The 23020-nt window shown below is 27.2% G+C and carries 24 protein-coding genes; 11 read left to right on the top strand and 13 right to left on the bottom strand.

The genetic code is table 11. From position 1 onward, the window contains the following. Positions 1-40: 40 nt before the first annotated feature. The 4 genes from hslU to CRU94_RS00510 all read right to left on the bottom strand — a co-directional run bounded on the left by hslU (position 41) and on the right by CRU94_RS00510 (position 3059). A complete protein-coding gene (gene hslU, locus CRU94_RS00495; RefSeq protein WP_129104884.1) occupies positions 41-1369 on the bottom strand; it encodes an HslU--HslV peptidase ATPase subunit in 1329 nt (442 codons plus the stop codon). Between the two features lie 7 nt (positions 1370-1376). Further along, positions 1377-1913, bottom strand: coding sequence for an ATP-dependent protease subunit HslV (hslV, locus tag CRU94_RS00500; RefSeq protein WP_129104885.1), 537 nt, complete (start codon positions 1911-1913; stop codon positions 1377-1379). Between the two features lie 3 nt (positions 1914-1916). After that, positions 1917-2363 (bottom strand): 50S ribosomal protein L9, encoded by a 447-nt coding sequence (gene rplI, locus CRU94_RS00505; protein ID WP_129104886.1) that lies wholly within the window; start codon positions 2361-2363, stop codon positions 1917-1919. Positions 2364-2426: 63 nt separating this feature from the next. Next, a complete protein-coding gene (locus CRU94_RS00510; protein ID WP_129104887.1) occupies positions 2427-3059 on the bottom strand; it encodes a recombinase family protein in 633 nt (210 codons plus the stop codon). A 165-nt stretch (positions 3060-3224) separates the two neighbouring features. Here CRU94_RS00510 and CRU94_RS00515 point away from each other — a divergent pair, with 165 nt between their 5' ends. Genes CRU94_RS00515 through CRU94_RS00545 form a run of 7 tightly spaced genes read left to right on the top strand, consistent with a single transcriptional unit; the run spans position 3225 to position 9344 of the window. Continuing rightward, a complete protein-coding gene (locus CRU94_RS00515; protein WP_129104888.1) occupies positions 3225-3779 on the top strand; it encodes a UbiX family flavin prenyltransferase in 555 nt (184 codons plus the stop codon). Between the two features lie 2 nt (positions 3780-3781). Then, positions 3782-4282 carry a pantetheine-phosphate adenylyltransferase gene (coaD, locus tag CRU94_RS00520; protein ID WP_129104889.1) on the top strand — a complete coding sequence of 167 codons (501 nt, stop codon included), beginning with the start codon at positions 3782-3784 and terminating at the stop codon, positions 4280-4282. Next, entirely contained in the window at positions 4273-4839 is a 567-nt protein-coding gene (tmk, locus tag CRU94_RS00525) for a dTMP kinase (RefSeq protein WP_129104890.1), read from the top strand. Before coaD ends, tmk begins: the two co-directional genes overlap by 10 nt. Then, positions 4832-6064, top strand: a complete 1233-nt coding sequence (gene hisS, locus CRU94_RS00530) for a histidine--tRNA ligase (protein ID WP_129104891.1) — start codon at positions 4832-4834, stop codon at positions 6062-6064. The genes tmk and hisS overlap by 8 nt, the downstream gene beginning before the upstream one ends. Then, positions 6054-7871 carry a biosynthetic arginine decarboxylase gene (gene speA / locus CRU94_RS00535; RefSeq protein WP_129104892.1) on the top strand — a complete coding sequence of 606 codons (1818 nt, stop codon included), beginning with the start codon at positions 6054-6056 and terminating at the stop codon, positions 7869-7871. The genes hisS and speA overlap by 11 nt, the downstream gene beginning before the upstream one ends. After that, a complete protein-coding gene (gene cysE / locus CRU94_RS00540) occupies positions 7861-8604 on the top strand; it encodes a serine O-acetyltransferase (protein WP_129104893.1) in 744 nt (247 codons plus the stop codon). The genes speA and cysE overlap by 11 nt, the downstream gene beginning before the upstream one ends. A gap of 2 nt (positions 8605-8606) precedes the next feature. Continuing rightward, on the top strand, positions 8607-9344 hold the full coding sequence (locus CRU94_RS00545; protein ID WP_129104894.1) for a sulfite exporter TauE/SafE family protein: 738 nt from the start codon (positions 8607-8609) through the stop codon (positions 9342-9344). Here CRU94_RS00545 and CRU94_RS00550 read toward each other — a convergent pair. The 3 genes from CRU94_RS00550 to CRU94_RS00560 all read right to left on the bottom strand — a co-directional run bounded on the left by CRU94_RS00550 (position 9339) and on the right by CRU94_RS00560 (position 13978). Beyond that, entirely contained in the window at positions 9339-9533 is a 195-nt protein-coding gene (locus CRU94_RS00550; RefSeq protein ID WP_129104895.1) for a hypothetical protein, read from the bottom strand. The genes CRU94_RS00545 and CRU94_RS00550 overlap by 6 nt on opposite strands. 64 nt (positions 9534-9597) lie before the next feature. Continuing rightward, entirely contained in the window at positions 9598-12126 is a 2529-nt protein-coding gene (locus CRU94_RS00555) for a DEAD/DEAH box helicase family protein (RefSeq protein ID WP_129104896.1), read from the bottom strand. Then, complete coding sequence (locus tag CRU94_RS00560; protein ID WP_129104897.1) at positions 12119-13978, bottom strand: site-specific DNA-methyltransferase; 1860 nt, start codon at positions 13976-13978, stop codon at positions 12119-12121. The genes CRU94_RS00555 and CRU94_RS00560 overlap by 8 nt, the downstream gene beginning before the upstream one ends. Positions 13979-14135: 157 nt before the next feature. Here CRU94_RS00560 and CRU94_RS00565 point away from each other — a divergent pair, with 157 nt between their 5' ends. Further along, positions 14136-14324 carry a hypothetical protein gene (locus tag CRU94_RS00565; RefSeq protein ID WP_129104898.1) on the top strand — a complete coding sequence of 63 codons (189 nt, stop codon included), beginning with the start codon at positions 14136-14138 and terminating at the stop codon, positions 14322-14324. Positions 14325-14328: 4 nt separating this feature from the next. Here CRU94_RS00565 and CRU94_RS00570 read toward each other — a convergent pair whose 3' ends face one another. After that, entirely contained in the window at positions 14329-15027 is a 699-nt protein-coding gene (locus CRU94_RS00570) for a nucleotidyl transferase AbiEii/AbiGii toxin family protein (protein WP_164966545.1), read from the bottom strand. Then, entirely contained in the window at positions 15008-15574 is a 567-nt protein-coding gene (locus tag CRU94_RS00575; RefSeq protein ID WP_129104900.1) for a helix-turn-helix transcriptional regulator, read from the bottom strand. Before CRU94_RS00575 ends, CRU94_RS00570 begins: the two co-directional genes overlap by 20 nt. A gap of 152 nt (positions 15575-15726) precedes the next feature. Between CRU94_RS00575 and CRU94_RS00580 the strand changes: the two genes are divergently transcribed. Genes CRU94_RS00580 through argC form a run of 3 tightly spaced genes read left to right on the top strand, consistent with a single transcriptional unit; the run spans position 15727 to position 17778 of the window. Continuing rightward, positions 15727-16269, top strand: a complete 543-nt coding sequence (locus tag CRU94_RS00580) for a hypothetical protein (RefSeq protein ID WP_129104901.1) — start codon at positions 15727-15729, stop codon at positions 16267-16269. A gap of 12 nt (positions 16270-16281) precedes the next feature. After that, entirely contained in the window at positions 16282-16776 is a 495-nt protein-coding gene (locus CRU94_RS00585) for a protein disulfide oxidoreductase (RefSeq protein ID WP_129104902.1), read from the top strand. Positions 16777-16827: 51 nt separating this feature from the next. Beyond that, on the top strand, positions 16828-17778 hold the full coding sequence (argC, locus tag CRU94_RS00590) for an N-acetyl-gamma-glutamyl-phosphate reductase (protein ID WP_129104903.1): 951 nt from the start codon (positions 16828-16830) through the stop codon (positions 17776-17778). A gap of 6 nt (positions 17779-17784) precedes the next feature. Here the strand turns inward: argC and CRU94_RS00595 are convergent, their stop codons facing one another. From CRU94_RS00595 to polA, 4 genes are all read right to left on the bottom strand, one after another. After that, positions 17785-18633, bottom strand: coding sequence for a TIGR01777 family oxidoreductase (locus CRU94_RS00595; RefSeq protein ID WP_129104904.1), 849 nt, complete (start codon positions 18631-18633; stop codon positions 17785-17787). Between the two features lie 54 nt (positions 18634-18687). After that, positions 18688-19197: a hypothetical protein gene (locus CRU94_RS00600; RefSeq protein WP_129104905.1), complete on the bottom strand. Its 510-nt coding sequence runs from the start codon at positions 19195-19197 to the stop codon at positions 18688-18690. 80 nt (positions 19198-19277) lie between these two features. After that, entirely contained in the window at positions 19278-20252 is a 975-nt protein-coding gene (locus tag CRU94_RS00605) for a calcium/sodium antiporter (RefSeq protein WP_129104906.1), read from the bottom strand. Positions 20253-20299: 47 nt separating this feature from the next. Further along, a complete protein-coding gene (polA, locus tag CRU94_RS00610; RefSeq protein ID WP_129104907.1) occupies positions 20300-22984 on the bottom strand; it encodes a DNA polymerase I in 2685 nt (894 codons plus the stop codon). Positions 22985-23020: the final 36 nt, after the last annotated feature.

Consider the following 23020-nt stretch of genomic DNA (forward strand, 5'->3'; position numbering starts at 1 on the left):
TTTTTTAAATATTGTGTATTCTATTCAAAATATATTTAAACTACAAAATATATCTAGTAGAATCCTCATTTTCAACTATTTTTTCTAATTTTTCCTCTACTAACTTACTATTTACAACAACTTTTGTACCTTTTTTACTATCAGCATCAAAAGATATATCTTCAATAACTTTTTCTATTACCGTATGAAGTCTTCTAGCACCTATATCTTCAGTTTTTTCATTTGCTAATACACTATATTTTGCAAAAGCTTTAATAGCATCATCACTAAATTCCAACTCAACATCTTCAACAGCCAAAAGTGCTTTATACTGTTTTAAAAGTGAATTTTTTGTATTTATTAGAATCTTATATAAAGAGTCTTCATCTAAAGATTCTAACTCAACTCTTAGTGGAAATCTTCCTTGAAGTTCTGGTATTAAATCACTTGGTTTTGATACATGGAAAGCCCCAGCAGCAATAAATAAAATATGATCAGTTTTTATTTGACCAAATTTTGTATGAACACTACTTCCTTCAACTATTGGAAGTAAATCTCTTTGAACACCCTCTTTTGATGGATCTTGTCCATTATTTTTTTTACTACTAGCTATTTTATCTATCTCATCAATAAATATAATTCCACCATTTTCACATCTTTTTAAGGCCTCTATTTTTATAGCTTCACTATCAAGAAGTCCTTCACTAGCAACCCCTCTTAAAAGAATTTTGGCATCTTTTATTGTTACCTCTTTTTTTATTTTCTCTTTATTTAAAGTTCCTAGCATTTTATTTAAACTCTCTTGCATACTACTCATATCAAAAGGTATATTTGAATCAAGTATCTCAACATGGGCTTTTTTAGGAAGCTCTATCTCTATTTTTTTATCATCTAACTCACCACTTAAAAACTTTTTTTCCATTAAATTATAAGTTTTTATAAATGACTCTTTTGCACTATCACTTGCAGTTTCAGGAAGAGGAGGCACTAACTTCTCAATTATCTTTTTAGTTACCTCATCATCTATTTTATCTTTTATCTTCTCTTCATACTCACGAGTTACTAGATTAATTCCTTCATAAACTAAATCTCTAATCATAGATTCAACATCACGACCTACAAATCCAACTTCTGTATATTTACTAGCTTCAACTTTTACAAAAGGCAGATTCATCATTTTTGCCATTCTTCTTGCTATTTCTGTTTTACCAACTCCTGTACTTCCAATCATAAGAATATTTTTTGGCATAATCTCTTCTTGAAGTTGAGGATCTAGTTTCATTCTTCTGTATCTATTTCTAAGAGCTATTGCAATAGTTTTTTTGGCATCTTTTTGCCCAATAATATAGTCATCTAAATATTCTACAATTTGCTTTGGTGTCATATCCATAATATATTTAATCCTCTAACTTTAATATTTTTATATTTTGATTTGTATAAATACAAAGCTCTCCTGCAATCATAAGTGACTCTCTTACAAGCTCCTCTTCATCAAGCTGTGAGTGTTTTGCTAGTGCTCTTGCAGCACTAATTGCAAAGTTTCCACCACTTCCAATACTTGCAATCTCTCCATCTTCAGGTTCAACAACATCACCATTTCCACTTAAAATAAATATCTTCTCTTTGTTTAAAACTATCATCATAGCTTCAAGTCTTCGCAAGTATTTATCTTTTCTCCACTCTTTTGAAAATGCAATTACTGATTTTAATAAATCACCTTTACAAGATTCTAAATGTGCTTCAAACATATCAAAAAGGTTAAAAGCATCAGCCGTGCTTCCAGCGAATCCTGCTAAGATTTTTCCTTGATACAAAGTTCTAATCTTTGTAGCATTTCCTTTTAAAACACTATTTCCAAAAGATACTTGTCCATCTCCACCAATTACTGCTTTGTTTTTGCCTTTGTAGGCTAAAATCGTTGTTGCGTGAAACATAATTTAACCTGCTATAACATCAATTTTTAAAGTCGCGTTTATAGAGTGTCCTAATTTACAAGATACTTCAAAAATCCCTATATGTTTAATCTTATTATCAATTGAGATATTTTTTTTATCAATCATAATAGAGAACTGTTTTTCAAGCTCTTCACTAATCTCTTTATTTGTAATACTTCCAATTAGTTGGTCATTTGCACCAACTTTATGTCTAATTGTAAGCTTTGTTGCATTTAATTTTTCAGCCAAATCTTTTGCTTTTGCAATCTCTTCTTGCTCTTTAGCTTCTGCTCTTTTTTGCTCAGCTTTATGTCTTGCAATAACCTCATTTGTTGCTTGAAGTGCTAATCCTTTTCCAATTAAAAAATTTTTACCATATCCATCAGCTACCTCTTTTATCTCACCTGCTTTTCCTAAAGTTTTAACATCTTTTATTAATAATACTTTCATTTTATCTATCCTTATAATTTTTAACTCAATATTTTACAATATTTTTTTTAAAGCCCAATAAAGCTATATCTCTTTTTGTAAGGCTATTTTTCTAATATCCCTTTTTTTAACATAGTTATTTAAACCAATATGGTTGTTATAACCTAATAATTTTGCTATTTTTCGCACACTTAATCCCATTGCTAAAAGCTCTTCAATTTTATCTCTTTGCTCATCAAATTTTGATTTTTGAATAGTTCCAACAGGCTTTCCAAGAGCTATACCTTCAAGTTTTTTTGCATTTAAAGCCTCTTTTGTTCTAAGACTTTGAAGCTCTTTTTCTAAATTTATAGCAATATTTATAACATTTAAAACCATATTTGCCAAAGGATCTTTATCATCTATAAAATCTAAATTTTGCTCAACCACAATAACTCTTATATTGTTTGATAGTAAAAACTTAACTATTTTTAAAATACTATTTATAGTTCTTCCAAATACATTTAAATTTGCAACAATAAGTGTTGAGTTTTTTTCACAATTTTCAAGAAGTTTAAGAAGATTTCTCTCCTCTTGAGGTCTATTTATAGCTATTTTAATCTCTTTATAAACTTCAATTTTTTTTCTTAAAACATACTCATCAATAGATTTTTTCTGATTTTTTGCATAATTTTCCTCAACTTGACTCTCTCTTATATATGTAAAATATTTTGTCATAATATAATCCTTTTGTTATATATTTAAACCATTTAAATTTATACAAAATGTTATCTGTTAAATAATTAATTAAAGCTTATACAAAAAATCATTGTAAAATATAATTTAAAGTATATTTTTGGTATTATCAAAGTTTTTATAAATAGATAAATTTTAAGGATTCTTTTGAGATTAACAGTTGCAATAAGTGGGGCTAGTGGTGTAAATTTAGCACTACGATTTATTAACTCTTTACCTAAAGAGATTGAGCTTTTTCTTGTATTTTCAAAATCTGCAAAAAAAGCATTTGCTATGGAAAATGGTAAAAAGATAGAAGAGTCACTTGAAAAAAGAGAAAATATAACTATATTTAAAGATAAAAATATAGGAGCTGCTTTAGCTTCTGGTTCTTTTAAGGTTGATAAAATGATAATTTTGCCTTGCAGTTCAAATACTTTGGCAAAGTGTGCTGTTGGAATTGCTGATAGTTTAATTACAAGAGCATTTACAGTTATGCTAAAAGAGAAAAGAGAGATTATAGTTGCACCTAGAGAGTTACCATTTAACACTATAATGCTAGAAAATATGTTAAAACTCTCAAAACTTGGAGTTACTATTGCACCACCAATTTTAGGATATTATAGCGCTCAACAAAACTTAAGAGATATGGAAAATTTTATTATAGGCAAATATATGGATTTATTAAAAATAGATAACAACTTATATAAAAGATGGAAATAGATATGAAAAATCAAAACAGTGAATATAACTATATAGGCTCTTACAAAAAAGCTATTTATAGTGGTACATTTGATCCAATTACAATTGGGCATTTAGATATTATCAAAAGAGCTAGTAATATTTTTGAAGAGGTTATTATTAGTGTTGCTAAAAGCGAACTAAAAAAACCTATGTTTAGTCATGAGAAAAGAGTTGAATTTGTAAAAGCTGTAACTAAAAATATGCCAAATATAAAAGTTGTTGGATTTGATACATTGCTTGTAGATTTTGCAAAAGAGATGCAAATAAACACAATTATTAGAGGGCTTAGAGCAGTTAGTGATTTTGAATTTGAGTTACAAATGGGTTATGCAAACTCATCTTTAAATAAAAATCTTGAAACAGTTTATTTAATGCCAACTTTAGAACACGCTTTTGTAAGCTCTACAATTGTACGAGAGATTATAAGATTTAAAGGCAAATTTGAGCACTTAGTTCCAAAAGAGGTTTTAGAATGTATGTAGTTCTTGAGGGTATTGATACAGCTGGAAAATCTACTCAACTTGAAATTTTGCAAAATAGATTTAAAGATGCAGTTTTTACAAAAGAGCCAGGTGGAACGAAGCTTGGAGTTAAACTTAGAGAACTCATTTTAAATGGAGAAGCTAGTAGTAAAACTGCTGAGATGTTTATGTTTTTGGCAGATAGAGCTGAACATACTAAAAATGTGATTATTCCAAATTTGGATAAAAAAATTGTTTCAGATAGATCACTAATCTCTGGAATTGCTTATGCTTTAACAAAAGATATGGATGAGTTAATAGAGTTAAATAAGATTGCTACAAAAAATATCTTGCCACAAAAAGCCATTTTACTTGAGCTAAGCCGTGAAGAGTTAATTTCAAGATTATCAAAAAAAGCAAATGATAGTATTGAAAAAAGAGGAGTTGATTATTTGCTTGAGATTCAAGCTAGATTAAAAGAGGTTATTTTGAAACTAAATATTGAACATATTTTTATAAATGCTAGTTTAAGTATAGATGAGATTTCAAAAAGAATAGAGGATTTTATAAATGAGTAATACAATTCAAAGTTTAAGAGGGATGAAAGATATCGTAGGAAGGGATAGTGAACTTTTTACCTACTTTATAGAAAACGCATCAAAAATTGCACAAAAATATGGCTTCTCTTACATAGAGACTCCACTTTTAGAAGAGACAGCACTTTTTAAAAGAAGTGTTGGAGAAAGTAGCGATATTGTAAATAAAGAGATGTATCAGTTTATCGATAAAGGGCAAAATGATGTATGCTTAAGACCTGAAGGAACAGCTGGAGTTGTAAGACACTTTGTAGAGAAAAAACTTGATCGTGCTGGTGGAACTTACAAGTGGTACTACTATGGACCTATGTTTAGATATGAAAGACCTCAAAAAGGAAGATTAAGAGAGTTTCATCAATTTGGTTGTGAAGTTTTTGGAATAGCAAATGTTTACGAAGATGCAAATATTATTATGCTTATTTGTGAGATTCTTGAATACTTTGGTATAGGCTTTACTTTAAAACTAAACTCTTTGGGTTGCCTTGAGTGTATGCCTCAATATAAAGAGAACTTAATAAATCATCTAAATAGTTTTAAAAAAGAACTTTGTGATGACTGTAATAGAAGAGTTGCTACAAACCCAATTAGAGTACTAGACTGTAAAAACGAGAAGTGTCAAACTCTTTTAAAAGACGCTCCAAAAATAACAAGTAGTTTGTGTAAATCTTGCGATAGCGATTTTGAAAAGCTAAAAGAGATTTTAGATTTTAACAGTGTAAATTACGAGATTGATTCAAATCTGGTTCGTGGGCTTGACTACTACAACAAAACAGCATTTGAGTTTGTAAGCAATGAGATTGGTGCTCAAAATGCAATTGCTGGTGGTGGAAGATATGATAGATTGGTTGAGTATCTTGGAGGAAAAAGCACAGCTGGAATTGGTTTTGCAATTGGAATAGAGAGACTTCTTGAGCTTATAAAAGTAAAAAAACAAAAAGAGGACTCTTTGTATATTGGAGTTTTAGATGAAACTTCTTTAAACAAAGCATTTGAAATAGCAATTCAAAAAAGAAAAACAACAAAAACTTATCTTGAGTACACACCAAGAGGATTTGCAAAACACTTTAGTATTGCAGAAAAATTAAATTGCAATATAGTTGCACTTATTGGCGAAAATGAGTTGAACAACAATACAATTTATATCAAAAATATAAAGACAAAAGAAGAAAAAACAATAAGTATTAGGGAGTTTATAAGTGAAAAATAAATTTGAGTATGGAATTGACATCTGGGGAGATGGTAACTTTTTTGTTGAAGATGGAGTTGTAAAGGTAAATTACAAACCCTATCCATCTTTAATATCTATTACAAAAGATATTAGAAAAAGAGGTTTTAGAGGACCACTACTATTGAGATTTCCTCATATTACAAAAAAACAGATAAAAACACTTTTTAATGCTTTTAATTCAAGTATTAAAGAGTATGAATACAAAGGTAGCTTTAATGCAGTTTTTCCTCTAAAAGTAAATCAACTTCCAAACTTTGTTCATCCACTTGTGAGTGCTGGTAAAAAATATGGTTATGGTTTAGAAGCTGGAAGTAAAGCTGAACTTATAATTGCAATGACATACAACAATATGGGAAGTCCAATTACAGTAAATGGATTTAAAGATAAAGAGATGATTCATTTGTGCTTTATAGCTAAAAGTATGGGACATGATATAACTGTAATTATTGAAGGTTTAAATGAACTTGAGATGATTTTGGAGGTTTTAGAAGAGAGCAAAATGGAGTCTCCAAATGTTGGTATTAGAGTTAGACTTCATAGTGGAGGAAGCGGTGTTTGGGCAAAAAGTGGAGGAATTGACTCTAAGTTTGGTCTTACATCAACAGAGATTTTAGAGGCATTTGAACTACTGCAAGATAATAATCTTGAAGATCTATTAACAATGATTCACTTCCATATAGGTTCAGCTATGAATACAATTAAGCCTTTGAAAAAAGCTTTAAGAGAGTCAGGTCATATTTATGCTGAGCTTAAAAATTTAGGTGCTAAAAACTTATCATCAATTAATATTGGTGGTGGTTTACATGTTGAATATAGTGCTTATGAGCAATCAAGATTCTACTCTTTAAATGAGTTTGCAAGTGATGTTGTGTTTACACTTAAAGATATTGCAAAACAAAAAGGTGTTGAAGAGCCAAATATTTTTACAGAATCAGGTAGATTCATAAGTGCTGCTTCAACTGTTCTTATAGCTCCTGTTTTAGAGCTATTTTCAGCTGAATATGAGCTTGATCATCTAAAATTAAAAGAGAAAAATCCACCTTTAATTGAAGAGTTAAATGACCTTTTAAAAGATATGACAAAGAAAAAGGCTTATGAGTTTATGCACGATGCTATGGATCACTTGGAGTCTTTATTAACTCTATTTGATTTAGGATATATTGATTTACAAGATAGATCAAATGCGGAGGTTTTAACTCATCAAATTATCAAAAAAGCAATTTCAATTCTTGAAGTTGATGATTATGAGGAGTTAAGAAAGTTTGATAAAAATATTCAAGAAAAATATCTATTAAACTTCTCACTTTTCCAATCTCTGCCTGATTATTGGGGAATAAACCAAGAGTTTCCTATTATGCCAATAACTCATTTGGATAAAAAACCAAGCAGAAGAGCAAGTTTATGGGATATAACTTGTGATAGCGATGGAGAGATTCCATTTGATATGCAAAAACCACTATATTTACACGATGTAAATCTAAATAAAGAGGATTATTTCCTAGGATTTTTTAATGTTGGAGCCTATCAAGATACTTTAGGAATGAAGCATAACTTATTTGCCCATCCAACTGAGGTTAATGTTGTATTTAAAGATGAAGAGGTTATTTTAGAAAAGATTTTAGAGTCTCAAAAAGTTTTAGATATATTAGATGATATTGACTATGACACAGAGGAGATTCAAACAATTTTAAGCAGAAGAGTTCCTCTTGAAATTTATGAGACACTAAAAAAATATCTAAATGACAATAGCTATTTAAAAACAATATGGAGTTACTATGACGAATAATAGTTTAGATAAAGAGTTAACTCTTTGGCAACTAATCAAAGAAGATTTCAGAGTTCCAAAGCTAAACGACCCAGTTCTTGACTCAAATTTTGAACTATTTTTCAACTACCCTGGAGTTTGGGCAATTATAAATTATAGAGTTGCAAATAGACTTTACTATAAGGGTTTTAAAAAACTTGCTCGTTTTATATCAGGATTATCTACTTTTTTAACAAAAACAGATATTCATCCTGCTTGTACTATTGGAAGAAGAGTATTTATAGATCATGCAATTGGAGTTGTAATTGGTGCAACTGCAATAATTGAAGATGATGTTTTAATATACCAAGGTGTAACTTTGGGTGGAGTTAGTCTTAATAAAGGCAAAAGACATCCAACTGTTAAATCAAATGTGGTTATTGGAAGTGGTGCTAAAATCTTAGGAAATATTACAATTGGGGCTAACTCAAAAATTGGGGCTAACTCTGTTGTAGTTGTTGATGTTCCTGATAACTCAACTGCTGTTGGAGTACCTGCAAGAATTATTAAAAAAGATAACAAAAGAGATAAAATGGCTCACAATGAGCTTCCAGATATAAATAAAGAGATGTTTAAGTATCTAATTGAACGAATTACAAACCTTGAAAGCTCTATAAAAAAAGATGAGAATTGTACCCTAGAAGAGAAAAATAGAACTTTGGAAAAAGAGTACAACGATTTTATAGAGACTTTAAATTCAAATAAAAAAGATTAAACTTGGAACTTGAACTAATAGCTTTTGGATTAATTACAGGTTTTACATCTGGATTTTTTGGAATTGGTGGTGGAAGTATCTTAATACCTATGCTACTTTTAGCAAACTATGGGATGAAAGAAGCTGTTTCAATCTCAATTATGCAGATGGTTTTCTCTTCAATTTATGGCTCTTTTTTAAACTCAAAAAAAATAAAATCTCTTTTTAGAGATGGTGCTATTTTAGGTGTTGGAGCTGTTTTTGGAGGAGCTACTAGTGGTTATTTTTTACCAACTGTTCCTGATATTTATCTTCAATATCTGTTTATTTTTGTTCTACTTTATACAATATTTACACTCTTTAAAGCACCCTCTTCTAGCGATATAGATAGATCACAAAAAAGCTTTTTAACTTTGGCTTTTATTGGTTATTTTGTTGGAATTTTTGCAATGAGTATTGGAATTGGTGGATCTTTGATTTTACTTCCAATTTTGGTTGGGTTTTTAAAATATGATTTAAAAGTTGCAACATCTTTGGGACTATTTTTTGTAATATTTTCTTCAATTGGTGGATTTATATCTACTTCGATATATGGAAATATGCTTTATTATGAGGGTTTTATTATTGGACTTGGTTCTATTTTGGGTGTATATTTTGGAATAAAAATAAAAGAGAAAACAAAATCAACTTCATATAAAAACTATGTTTTACTTTTAAATCTTTTGGTTTTGGGTGTTACTTTATATAAAACTTTTTTATAAACTTGGTTTTTCTTTTTCCATAATATTTGTTTTTCCACATCTAGGACATGGATTTGCTATATTTGAGTGGCAAGAGTAACAAAACATTGTATTGCAAGTTTCACATGAGAGTTTGCAGTGTTTGCATACATATGTTTTGGCTCTTTTTACTCTTTTTTTATCATCTTTTTTAAATAAGCAAGAAAACATAACAACTCCTTTTTTGGTAAGAAGTTATTGTATCTTATATCTTTTAATCAAGTGGTGATTTGAGTCAATCGTTATTTAAAAAACTATTTAAAAATTCTTCTTTAAATTCATTCTCATACTCTTCATTATAAAAAGGTAATCCAAGTATCTTATAACACCTATTTTCATATAAAGACAATCTATTTTCATTTATATCTTCTAAACTTATTTTATTTTCATTTGTACATTTTGTAATATCTTTTAAAAAATCATTTTTCCATTTGTCAAAATCAAATAAATGTTTACCTTTTGGTTCACAAAAAACTTGAAAATAACACTTTTCATTTTGAAGTAAAAGTAAAAAATCAGGCTCAAATCCTTCTCCATCTTTTTTCTCATCAAAACTATGAATCTTAAAAGCTTTTTCATTTCTAAGCAATGCTACTTTTTTATATCTATTTTTTAATTCATTTGAAACTTTTAAAATAAAATCAGTAAATGCTCTCTCTTCAATTGTTCCAAAATGTTCTTCAAATACATACCAATCATCTCTAATATCAATTCTACTTGCACTATCTTTTAATTTAATAGTTTTTTCTTTTGGTACTTTATCACTTATTCTTACTGGATGAAATTTAAAACTCCCTACAAAATTTGTTTTATTTGAAGACAATTTTTTCTCTATTGATTCAAGAACTTCAAGCAATAATGAAATTTTAAAATTATTATCAATATTTATTGTTTTTGAACTTTTTATATGCCACTCTATTGCACCTAAAAAATCATTATCAGATATAAACTGCTCAATACTCTTTAAATTAATAAAATATTTTTTAAGATTTGAAAAATAGAAAAATGGTTTTTTATTAATAGCAACTATTATTAAATACTTATCAAATTCAGATATTTTTATAACGGTTGAAACACTCAAATTTGAGATTTTTACTTCTTCATCAAAAATTATAGTTTGATTTGAACTATTATCTATATTCTTAATTTGATTTTTATATGAACTTCCTATATAACTAGATATTGAGTTATATTTTGCTCTGTCTATTGATATTTTTTCATTTACATATACAACACCATTTTTATAAAGCTCATCTTCTAAAAAACTATTTTTTAATTTCAATGTTATAGTTTTTGCACTCTCTTCTTTGTCCATAAGTCCTATTTTACTTAGTTCTGTTTTTAAATTTTTAATATACTCACTTTGATTTACACTATGAAAATACATCTCTTCAAGAATTTTTATTGGATTTGTAAAATCTTTATCAAACTTTCTTTTATATTTATCGTCACTTTCATAAACAAAAGGAAAATATCTAGCACCTCTTCCAATAAGTTGAGCTTCACTTACAGTGCTTTTACCACTTGTTTTTGCTTCATCAAGTTTAACAATATCAAAAAGATTTAAAACATCCCAACCCTCATTTAAAATCTCAACTGCAAAAATTGCTCTTATGTTATTATTCTCATCTTCAAGATTATTAAGATTTTTTAATTTTTCAATCTTATCTTCGCTTGTTGAATAAATTACAAGACATTTATCTTTTGAAAATGAATATTTTAATCTTTTTACAAAATCATCAATATTTATCAATTTTTGAAGTTCTTTTATAGCTTTTAAATCTGAATCTTTAAAAATATCTTCTAAATCTTTAGGTTTTAAATTATCAATAAGATTTATAAAGTCATCAAAATTTTTATCAATATTTTTTATTCCTTTTGGATTTTTAAACATTATTACAGGTTTAATTGATTTATTTAAAAACTTACTAGCAACTATTTGGCGATATTCGCTTATCATAATAGCTTGTAAAATTCTTTGGTTTTGACTAAGTCCATCACTTATTAAAACAATATCTTTTGAATATTTATCCTCTCTAAATTTAATAAGTGGATAATCGTAGATAATTTTCTCATCATAATAACTATTTTGAAGTTTTGCTGTTGCTGTAAATTCAAGTAAAATATTTTCTTTGTTTGTTTTTAGCAAGTTTTGTACAGTTTGCCACCAACTTCTCTCATCAGATTTTTCATTGTCAAGATGATGAGCTTCATCTGCTATTAAAACTATTTTTTTATCTTTAAAATCATCATAAGTTATAGCATTTTCTTTAGTGATAAGTTCCAAATCACTATGAAGTTTATGAATAGTTGTAAAATGAATATTTATATTTTCTTTTTTACTAATAGAGAAATTATCAACTATTTGATTTATTTTTATCTCTTGATTATTGATAATTATTTTTGGGTTAAATAGATACTTATTACTATTTGAATTTACTAAATTTTCTACTGTTTTTGTAATAATATTGTTTGTATTTACAAAAAAGATAAAATCCCTATAACCCAACTCAAACAGATACAAAATAGAACTAGCAATAATATTGGTTTTTCCACTTCCCGTTGCCATATGAAAAAGTAGATGTTTATTGGGTAAATCTTTGTATTTTTTGTGCATTTGCATATAACAAATAAAATTCTCCAAAGCCTCTTTTTGATAGGGTCTTAATGGATATTTAAGGTTGTTTGTAATGCTTAAAGAGATATCTGGTTTATCAACTCCATCAAAAAAATTTTCTATTTTTTGATATAAAAAATTACTCATTTTCTATTCCATAAAACTTTTTATTTATTTCTATTTCTTCTTTTTTTACATTGTAAGTTTCATCTTCTATTTCACTTATTGGAAAATATTGCATATTTTTATTTAATGCTCCAATTTCAACATCTTTAAAAGTATCAATTTGTTTTAATTCTGCATATACAAAATCTCCACCACCTTTCCAATTTACAGCTTTTGAAATACCACCTTGCTCACCATCTATCACTTTTTTAAGTCTCTGTACTGCTATATCTTCTATATAATCCATCTGTTCAATACCTATATATCTTCTTCCCATTTTATGAGCAACTGCACATGTTGTTCCGCTTCCTAAATGATAGTCCATAATAAGATCATTTTCATTGGTAGCAATTTCTAAAATTCTTTTTATAAGTGTTTCAGGTTTTTTTGCATTTTTAAATTGAATTTGTCCTTCATTAGATATTCCTTGCCATAAATCATCTGTAATAATGTTACTAACAGGTTCTAACTTTATAATTTTTTGATTTTTAGTATCTGTATAAATTAATTTATTCAACATCGTGATAGTTTGATTTTTATAAAGTAAATATTGAGATAATTTTCCTTTATCTTTTCCTTTACTAGGTGTATATTCATATAAAAACAAATCTTCATTATTTGAAAAATCTTCAATATGTCGTTTTAATTTTTTTCCAATTCCACCACTTAATGCAGTAAGTCTAAAAATTTCATCTCTTTTATTAAAAAAATCTTTTTCACTCATTTGTTTAATAGACAAGGTTTCAATATTAAAATTTCCTTTTGGAATTTTATAATATTTAATTTCATCTTTTTGAACTATAAATTCTTTTTTATCAAAATTAATATTGTTAATAAGACTATTATATTGCTTTGCTGTTTTTGAATTTGCATTTATTATTTCAGTTTGTATTTTAATTGAATTATATTTTAAATTATTAATATTTTTTGAATAAATTTGCAAATATTCTGAACAATCAAAAAACATTTCAGTATCAGTTGTTAATCCACCAGCACTTTTTACTTTACAAGTTACAATTGAAATGAAATTTTCTCTACCAAATATTTCATCCATCAGCACTTTTAGATAAGCTTGTTCATTATCGTCACATTGCACAAATATAACGCCATCATCACTTAAAAATTCTTTTGCCACTTCAAGTCTATTTTTCATAAAAGTAAGCCAAGTACTGTGATTAAAGTTGTCATTATATTTAAAGCTATCATTTCCAGTGTTATATGGTGGATCAATATATATTAGCTTTACTTTCCCAGCATACTTCTTTTTTAAACTATGAAGAGCTATTAAATTATTACCCTTAATTATCAAATTATCATCATCTTTAATTTCGCAATTCTCTTGAACTTCATCTTTACTATATCTTTTGATATTTGTAAGCACTTTTGGTTCAAACAACCTATCTATTTCATTGCTTGAAAGTATTTCATTATAAAAAACCTCTTCTTTCTTATCATCATCTTTTGTTTGACCGCCTTCTAAAATACAATCTTTATGAGGAAAGGCTAAAACAACATCATCAAATTTTTTTATAAAATTATCTTTTTTTATAAGTCCTATTTTATTTGTATAAGAAGTATATGAGCCATTTTTCATATAATCGTTTAAAGTAAAAAACTCTATAAGTTTATTTTGATTAAGTACAAAAATATCATCAACTTGTGTAAAAAAATGTTTTTTTGCTCTATCATCATTTTTAAGTATTTTAATAAGTTCAATATCTATTTTTTCTATTGCTTCCAATATTTTTGGAATAAAAAGTACTTTATTACTATCACTAAAAGTTTGTGAATTTTTAAATAAGTTTTCAATATGTTGTTTAAATGATAAAGGCATAATATTTTTCTCTTTTTTTAAATTTTAGAGAAGTATTTTATCTTCTTATTTTTAATACTAGTTAAATATTAACTATAAATATCTATTTTGTAGTTAATATTTAATCTGTTGAGTAATAAATACTTATAAGTTAAGTTTTAATCAAAAAGGTTAAAAAATGACTCAAAGAGATATGGCTGGATATATTGGTGTTACTCCTGTAACTTTAAGAAATTGGAAAAAACATAAACCAAAACTATATGAAATAGTAATGAAAGGCTTCGCCTTTGAAGAGGCTGTAAAAAAAGCACAAGAAAATGCAGATGAGCTAAAAGCTTTGGAAGAGAAATTTAAAATAAAGAAGTAAAATTTTATATCTCTAAAGATTTAATACTTTTTTGAATTATATTTTTAGCATTTAAAGCTATATTTTCAAACTCTTTAGTTTGTGGTTCAATTTTTTCAAGCTCTAAAATATATTTTTTCTCATCAAGTCTATCTAAAGATGAGTTTAAAATATCTAAGTCATCAAAGGATATAAATCTTGAAAAAACTAGATTTTCAATAATTTTTTTATCAAAAAATATAGCCACTGCAATATCAAAAATATCACGAGTAAGATTGTCTTGTTTTCTATACTTTATTTTTTTTGCTACTATATCTTCAATTGATTCATAAAAAAGTTTATAATCTAACTCTATGATTTCATTTTTGATAGGATTATTTATAATTGATTCATTAAGTAAAAAATCTACTTTTATATCATCTTTTGTTTTAAGTTGTACATGGTGATTCATCCCATCAAATCTATATTCATTACTATCAAATAAATTTGTCTCATCTATGTACCATTTTGGATTTAAAAAATCAAAAAGTTGTGATTCTGTTATAAATATATCTATATCAAATGATTTTCTGTGATTAAAATGAAACATTGCTAAAGCAGTACCACCACCAAAAACCCACCAATTTTTCAAAGTTGACTGTTTTTCAATAGGAGCTAATAACTCATAATAAACATTATTTAAAGTATTTATTTGTTGTTCAAAATTATTTAAATAGCCACTCATATTGCGAAATCTCCTTTGCATTGTACTGGTCTTTATAATAATCATATACTATTTTTAGATTTGTTTTATCAATATCAAAAATTTCGCAATATTTTATTACATCATCATAATTTACTTCATTAAAAATTGTAGTTATGGCATATTGATACTTTTTATCTGTTATTGGTTTTGAAAAAATATTGTATAAATCATCTAAAGTATAATGAACTCTTTTATCACTTATAGAGTTATTTATAATTGATAATATCCATTTTGCTATAGATATTTTTTTCTCTTCTTCTAAAAATTTATTATATGGTTTTATAAAATCATAATTTTCTTTATCTAAAGACAAATCATATTCCATTTGCTTTAATAATATAAACTCTGGCTTCAAATCAAAAAATTTTGCAAACTTTTTTGCTGTATGAATAGTAAAGCCTCTCTTTTTTTGATAGAGTTCACTTATTGTTTTTTTGCCTATTTGTAAAATTTCACAAAGTGTATCTTGTGTTATTTTATTTGGTTCTATATATTTTTCTTTTATAAAATCTATTGGTGCTATCATTTTATTATCCTTATATGATAATTTAAGTATTTAAAATATTATCACAATATGATAATATTATCAAATTGTTTCATAAGTTTATAAAATTTGAACCAAAGAACTATAGTTAAGCAAAATATTGTAAAATAGCAAAAATTTTGAAAAGTAGATACATGCAAAACACAATTTTAAACAGATATGACAAAGATGAAAATGGAAATTTAATCATAAAAATCTATACAACAAAGATAGAGAATCTATACGAAGATTATGACAAAAAATCTACATTTATAAAAAAAGATTTAAAAGAGGATTTAGAGAACTATCTTGAAGAGAGTGTTGCTGAAATAGCAGATAATAGTTTTATTATAAATTTTAATTTTGATGAAAAAAGCAGTGTTGAGACGCAAAATAGATTAAAAGTTAGTATTAAAGAGTATTTTGAATATCTTCAATTTTTGGAAAAAAAGAAGATGAGTGAGAATCTTAGAAACTCTTTGATATTTATATCTCTTGGAGTTGCTTTGATTGCAATTTCATTTATTATTCCAGCTCAAGAGAAGTTTATTTTAAAAATACTTACAGAAGGTGTTACTGTTGGGGCTTGGGTTTGTTTATGGGAAGCTATGGCTATTATTTTAGTAAATTGGTTGCCACTTAAAAAAAGATTGAAAATCTTAAAAAAAATATCAAATGCAAAAATAGTTTGTTCATAAAAAAGGTATAAAATGAATCAAAAACTAAAAAAATATTTAATAAGTTTTATAAAATATGCAATCTTTTTTATTGTAGTTATCAATCTTGTAAGTTACTATAAAAGCCTTGATTTAAATAATAACAAACTTGAAATAACAAGCTTTGAACTACTAGATGGCACAACTTATGAAATAGAAAAAAATAGACCTATATTAATTCACTTTTGGGCAACTTGGTGCCCTATTTGTGCAGTTGAAGAGCAAAATATTGAAACTATTTCAAAAGATTATCAAGTTATTACAATAGCAAGTCAATCTGGAAGCAGTGAAGAGATAAAAGAGTATTTAGAAAAAAATAACTTGAGCTTTAAAGTTGTAAATGATGATTTTGCAACTTTATCAAGAGCATTTAATATAAAAGCATTTCCAACAACTTTTATATATGACAAAAATCAGAATTTAAAATTTAGTGAAGTTGGATATAGTTCTACTTTTGGGCTTAAATTAAGACTTTGGTGGAGCAATTAAAGAGTATTTTGGATAAAATCCAAAATTACAATAATAAAAACTGGGGAAGATATGAAATTTAAAGTATTTGTAGATGGACAACATGGAACAACAGGATTAAAAATCCATGAGATGTTGGCTTTAAGAGATGAGTTAGAGCTTTTAACAATTGATGAAAAAGATAAAAAAAACAAAGAAAAAAGAGCAGAACTTTTAAATAGTGCTGATTTAGTTTTTTTATGCCTTCCTGATGATGCTTCAAAAGAGTCTGTTGGTTTAATAACAAATGAAAATGTAAAAGTAATAGATGCAAGTACAGCACACAGAACTAATTCAGATTGGGTTTATGGAATACCTGAACTTACAAGTAAACAAAGAGATAAAATCAAAACTTCAAAAAGAGTTTGTGTGCCAGGATGTCATGCTAGTGGATTAATTGTTGCTATGAAACCTCTATTTAAAAACAAAATTTTAAGCAAAAATCATAAACTAATTTGCCACTCAATAACTGGTTATAGTGGTGGTGGAACACAGATGATAAATGATTATGAAAATGGAGATTTTAACACTATTGGGGCTCAAAGACCTTATGCTTTAGGATTAAATCATAAACACCTTCCAGAGATGAAATATGTCTTAAAAATAAACAAAGCTCCAATTTTTACTCCAAGTGTTGGTAACTTCAAGCAAGGTATGCTTGTAATCTCATATATTGAAAAAAGTAGTATGAAAAAACCTCTAAATAAAGATGAGTTAATCAAAGTTTATAAAAACTACTACTGTGATGAGATTTTTATAAAAATTATTGAGAACAATGATGAGTATTTAGAAAATGGATTTTTAAATCCAATGAGATGTAACAATACAAATAGTATTGAGATATCTGTTTATGAAAATAAAACTGATTTAGTAGTTATTTCAAGACTTGATAACTTAGGAAAAGGGGCAAGTGGAGCCGCTGTTCAATGTATGAATATAATGCTTGGTCTTGAAGAGAGAAAAGGTTTAGAGATAAAACTCTAAACTCTTTTAAACTAAACTTTTTAAACTCTCTTCTATATTTTTATATTTAAAATTAAATTTTAAATCCAAAAGTCTTTTTGGAACTGCACTTTGTCCATCACTTAAAACTTTTGCACCTTCACTAAATATAAGTTTTAAAACAAACTCTGGAATAGGAAAAATTGTTGGTCTTTTTAAAAGTTTTCCTAAACTCTTTGTAAACTCATAGTTTGTTGTAGGAGTTGGTGCTGTAGAGTTAAACACACCATCAAACTCATTTTCAATAACAAAATTATATATATTTACTAAATCTTCTATATGAATATATGAAAAATACTGTTTTCCACTTCCAATAATTCCACCTAATCCTAATCTAAAAGGTGTAATCATCTTTTTAAATGCTCCGCCATCTTTTCCTAAAACTATTCCAAATCTAAAAATAGCTACTTTTGTAGTACTGTTTTTTGCTTTTTGTGCCTCTTTTTCCCAGTTTTGACATAGAGTTGATAAAAAATCATTTGAAAAAGAGCCATTTTCATCATAAGTTTTTTTGTTGTCATATATTCCAACTGCTGAAGTTGATATAAAAAGTTTTGGTCTATTTTCAACTCTATTTATAGATTCTGTCAATTTTTTTGTAGTCTCAATTCTACTTGAAATCAAAAGTTTTTTGTAACTCTCACTCCATCTATTTATAATATTTGCGCCACTTAAATTTATAATCACATCGCTAGAACTTATAAGTTCATCAAGCTTTGAAGAGTCATTTAAAACCTCTCTTTTTATTTGAACAACTTTGTAGTTTTTATTTGAAAAAAACTCAACTAAACTTTGTCCAACAAATCCACTAGCACCAGAAATTGCAATGGTTTTCATATACTCTCCTTATAGTTTGTTATAACTTCATATTTAACACTAATCTGTCATAATTTATGCAATACTTGGAATCAAGAAATCAGATTTTTTAATAAGTTTTGAACCTTTTTTATTAAATTCATTCTCTATTTTTAATCTATTTTTTGAAATATACTCCAAAACAAGAGGTTCTTGCTTTTGAATAAGATTTAATATAGCAAGTTTTAAAGATGAGTAAAACTCCTCTTCTTTATATACTTTTTCTGCTATTAAATCTATTTGTATCTTATTGTTACTCTCTAAAAAACTACTCTCTAAAAGTTCTAAAACTCTTTTTGCAACTTTATAATTTGTAATATGTCTTAAAAATTTATAAAATTTCATAGATAGATCTAAAAGATAATCTAAATTTCCTATATCTTCAATCTTAGATATTTTTCCATATTCTAAATACTCAATTAAATCATCATCACTAAAAGCATACTCTAAAAGTGAAATTATCTTTCTTTTATCATGCTTTTTCCATTTATAGTATGTTGGAGCAGAAAACTCAAAAAGCTTTGTCATAATCATCTCTTTTGTCATATCTCACCTTTAAAAAAATTTTATCATTATATACTTATATAAATAATGATTTGATAAAGATAGATAAATAACAAAATAGTTTAACTATTTACCAAACTCATTCCTAAATATGTATTATATGCAACATAACAAAGAATCAAAATTGTTCCTTCAACTCTATTTATTCTTCCATCTTTTCCTTTAAAGCCATAAGCCGTAGCAAAAAGTGCAATTGTTAAAAGAAGCATAACTATCCAATCTCTTTTTAAAACCTCAAGAGGAACACTATTCATAGGTGCAATTACAACAGCAATTCCAATTACTGCTAAAAGGTTGAACATATTTGATCCAACAACATTTCCAATAGCAATATCATGTTCACCTTTTCTTGCTGCAATTACTGAAGCTGCAAGTTCTGGTAAAGAAGTTCCAAGAGCAACTATTGTTAAACCAATTATTAAATCACTAACTCCAAATTCAACAGCAACTCCAACAGCTCCCCAAACAAGAAGTCTAGAACTTGCTATTAATAAAACAAGCCCAAAAACAAGCCACATAACTCCAACTTTTAAACTCATAGAGTGTTTTAACGCTGCATCCATATCACTTTCTAAGCTATCACCTTTACTTTTTAAAGCTGTATAAACAGACCATAAAATTAGTGCAAAAAAAGCTACTAAAAGTACAACTCCTTCAAAAAGTGTTAAACTATTATCTAAAAGCAAATATCCTGTAAACAATACTATTAAAAGTAAAAGTGGAATCTCTTTTTTAACTATTTTTGAATTAACCATAATTGGAGATACAACAGCTGTAACTCCTAAAATCAAAGCAATATTTACAATATTTGATCCAATAGCATTTCCAAGTGCAAGTGCTGGATTTCCTTCATAAGCTGCTATTGCAGAAACTACCATCTCTGGAGCACTTGTTCCAAATCCAACAATTAAAATACCTATTAATAAACTTGGCATTCCAAGATGCTTTGCTGTTGATGCAGCACCATCTACAAACCTATCTGCACTCCAAACTAAAAGAGCAAATCCTAGTACTATTGCTAGCAGATAAAATGTCATAAAAATATCTTCCTTAAACTAATTTTTTAGCTGAAATTATACTTAAACTATTTTAAATCTTGCCAAGAGTTAGCAACACCAACAGATACTTTTAAAGGAACATTTAATACAAAAATACTCTCCATAATCTCTTTTATATCTTTGCTTACCTCATCAATATACTCATCTTTAACTTCAAAAATAAGCTCATCATGAATTTGTAAAAGCATTTTTACATTTGGATTATCTTTATATTTTAGATGAATATTTATCATAGATAGTTTTATTAAATCAGCCGCACTTCCTTGAAATAGTGTATTTACAGCCTCTCTTAAATATGCGGCTTTTAACATAGGAGATGCACCTTGAAAATCAAAAAGTCGTTTTCTATTTAGTAGTGTTTTTACATAACCATTTTCAATAGCACTATCTTCAATAGATTTAAAATAATCTTTTACACTTTTAAATGCTTCAAAGTATGAGTCAATATATGTTTTTGCCTCTTTTGTAGAAATTCCTAAAGTATCTGATAGTTTTTTACTTCCCATTCCATATAAAAGCCCAAAGTTTATAGTTTTTGCAATAGCTCTTTTATCTTTTGCCTCATCTTCTCCAAAAATTTTAATAGCAGTTTGTAAGTGGATATCTAAATCATTTCTAAAAGCTTCAAGTAAAGCTTCATCTTTTGAAAAATGTGCAAGAAGTCTAAGCTCAATTTGTGAATAATCAACTCCAACAAGTTTATAACCATCTTGTGCTATAAAAGCTCTTCTAATTTGAATATCACTAAAAGCCCCAACAGGAATATTTTGTAGGTTCGGATTTTTTGAACTTAATCTTCCTGTTGTAGTACCTGTGTGTAAAAATGAAGAGAAAACTCTATTTTCACTATCCTTTAATCCAAGCTCTAAAAGTGGTTCAATATATGTTGAGTGAAGTTTAAAAGCCTCTCTATATTTTAGTAAAAGAGGCACTACTTTGTGCTTATCTTTTAAACTCTCCAAAACAGACTCATCTGTACTATAACCTGTTTTTGTCTTCTTTGAAGATGCAAGTCCTAGTTTTTCAAACAAAATCACACCCAACTGCTTTGGAGAGTTGATATTAAAACTCTCACCACAAGCTTCATAAATATTTTGAGTTAATTCATTTAGATAAATTAAACTTCTATCTTTGTACTCTTTTAGAAGATTTACATCTACTTTTATACCTTTTTGCTCCATTGAAGCTAAAACATAAATAAAGTTAAACTCCAACTCAAAAGCTATACTTAAAAGCTCCTCTTCGCCTCTTTGTTTAAAAATCTCAAGCTGTTTATTAAATAGTTTCAGAGTCATAAAAGCATCTTCAGCTGCATATTGTGTTGCTTTTTCTAACTCAACACTTGAAAAATCTTCACCTTTTTTTACAACTTCAGAAAAAGAAACCATATCTATTTGAAAATATTTTTTTATTTGATAATCTATTCCAACTTTCTCACTTGTATCTAAAAGCCACGATAAAATCATAGTATCTGCATATAGTTTTAAATCCAAATCAAAATTGTTTTTTACAATTTGCCAATCATATTTAAAATTTTGAAAAACAAGTTTATATCTATTTAAAATCTCTATTGCTTTTTTAGCAGCCTCAATTGAGATTTGATTACCAACCCCTAAGTAGTTGTGAGATATTGGTACATAATATGCTTTTTTATCTTCATAACAAAATGAGAATCCAACTATTTTTGCTTTTGCAGTATCAAGATTTGTTGTCTCTGTATCAAATGCAATTATTGCATCTCTTGGAATTTTATTTATTGCCAAAGTTAAATCATTTTCATTATTTAATAAAATATACTCAATTTTCTCATCTTCTATTTTTTTTGGAACTTCTGTTTTATAATTTAGACCATTTTTGTTTACTCTCTCAATAATTCTGTGCATATCATAAGACTCTAAATCTGAAGCTATTTTTAAAATTGGATTCTCACTTGGCAAAGAAAACTCATCTATATTTGATATAAAGTGGCAATCATCTTTTAAAGTTACAAGTTGTTTTGATAAAAAGGCATTCTCTTTTCCCTCAATTAATAGCTCTTTTGTTCTTTTTTTATCTATATTTTCAATATTTTCATATATATTTTCAAGTGTTCCAAATTGCTCTATTAAAGTTTGTGCTGTTTTTGCACCAACTCCTTTTACTCCTGGAATATTATCAGCTGTATCACCTACTAGTGCTTGATAATCTATAAACTGCTTTGGAGTTACTCCATATTTTTCTATACATTTTGCTTCATTAATAATCTGCTTTTTAGTTGGATCAAACAGATATACACTATTTGCATCATCAATTAGTTGATATAAATCTTTATCATGAGATACAATTCGCACCTCAAAGCCTTTTTCCTTTGCATCTTTTGCAATTGAAGCCACCATATCATCAGCTTCATATCCAGTTCTAATAGCTATTTTAAATCCCATTTTCTCAATCCAAGATATTGCAACTGGAAGTTGAGTTAATAAATCTTCAGGAACATCTGGTCTTTGAGCTTTGTAGTTATCAAATAGCTCATTTCTAAAAGTAGATCCTTTTGCATCAAGAGCAAAAACTATATAATCTGTCTTAAAATCTTTTCCAATTCCAGCAACAAAATTCATAAAACCTGTTAAAAGTCCAGTTGGGAAACCTCTGTTTGATCGCAAGGGTGGAAGTGCAAAATAACTTCTAAATAAAAATCCAAATGTATCGATAATAGTGATGCTTTTTTTCATAAATCTTCTTTCAATATAGGTTTTAAAGATTTTATA

Origin of the sequence: Arcobacter sp. AHV-9/2010 (genome assembly GCF_004116575.1) — a bacterium.
Classification (GTDB): Bacteria; Campylobacterota; Campylobacteria; order Campylobacterales; family Arcobacteraceae; genus Aliarcobacter; species Aliarcobacter skirrowii.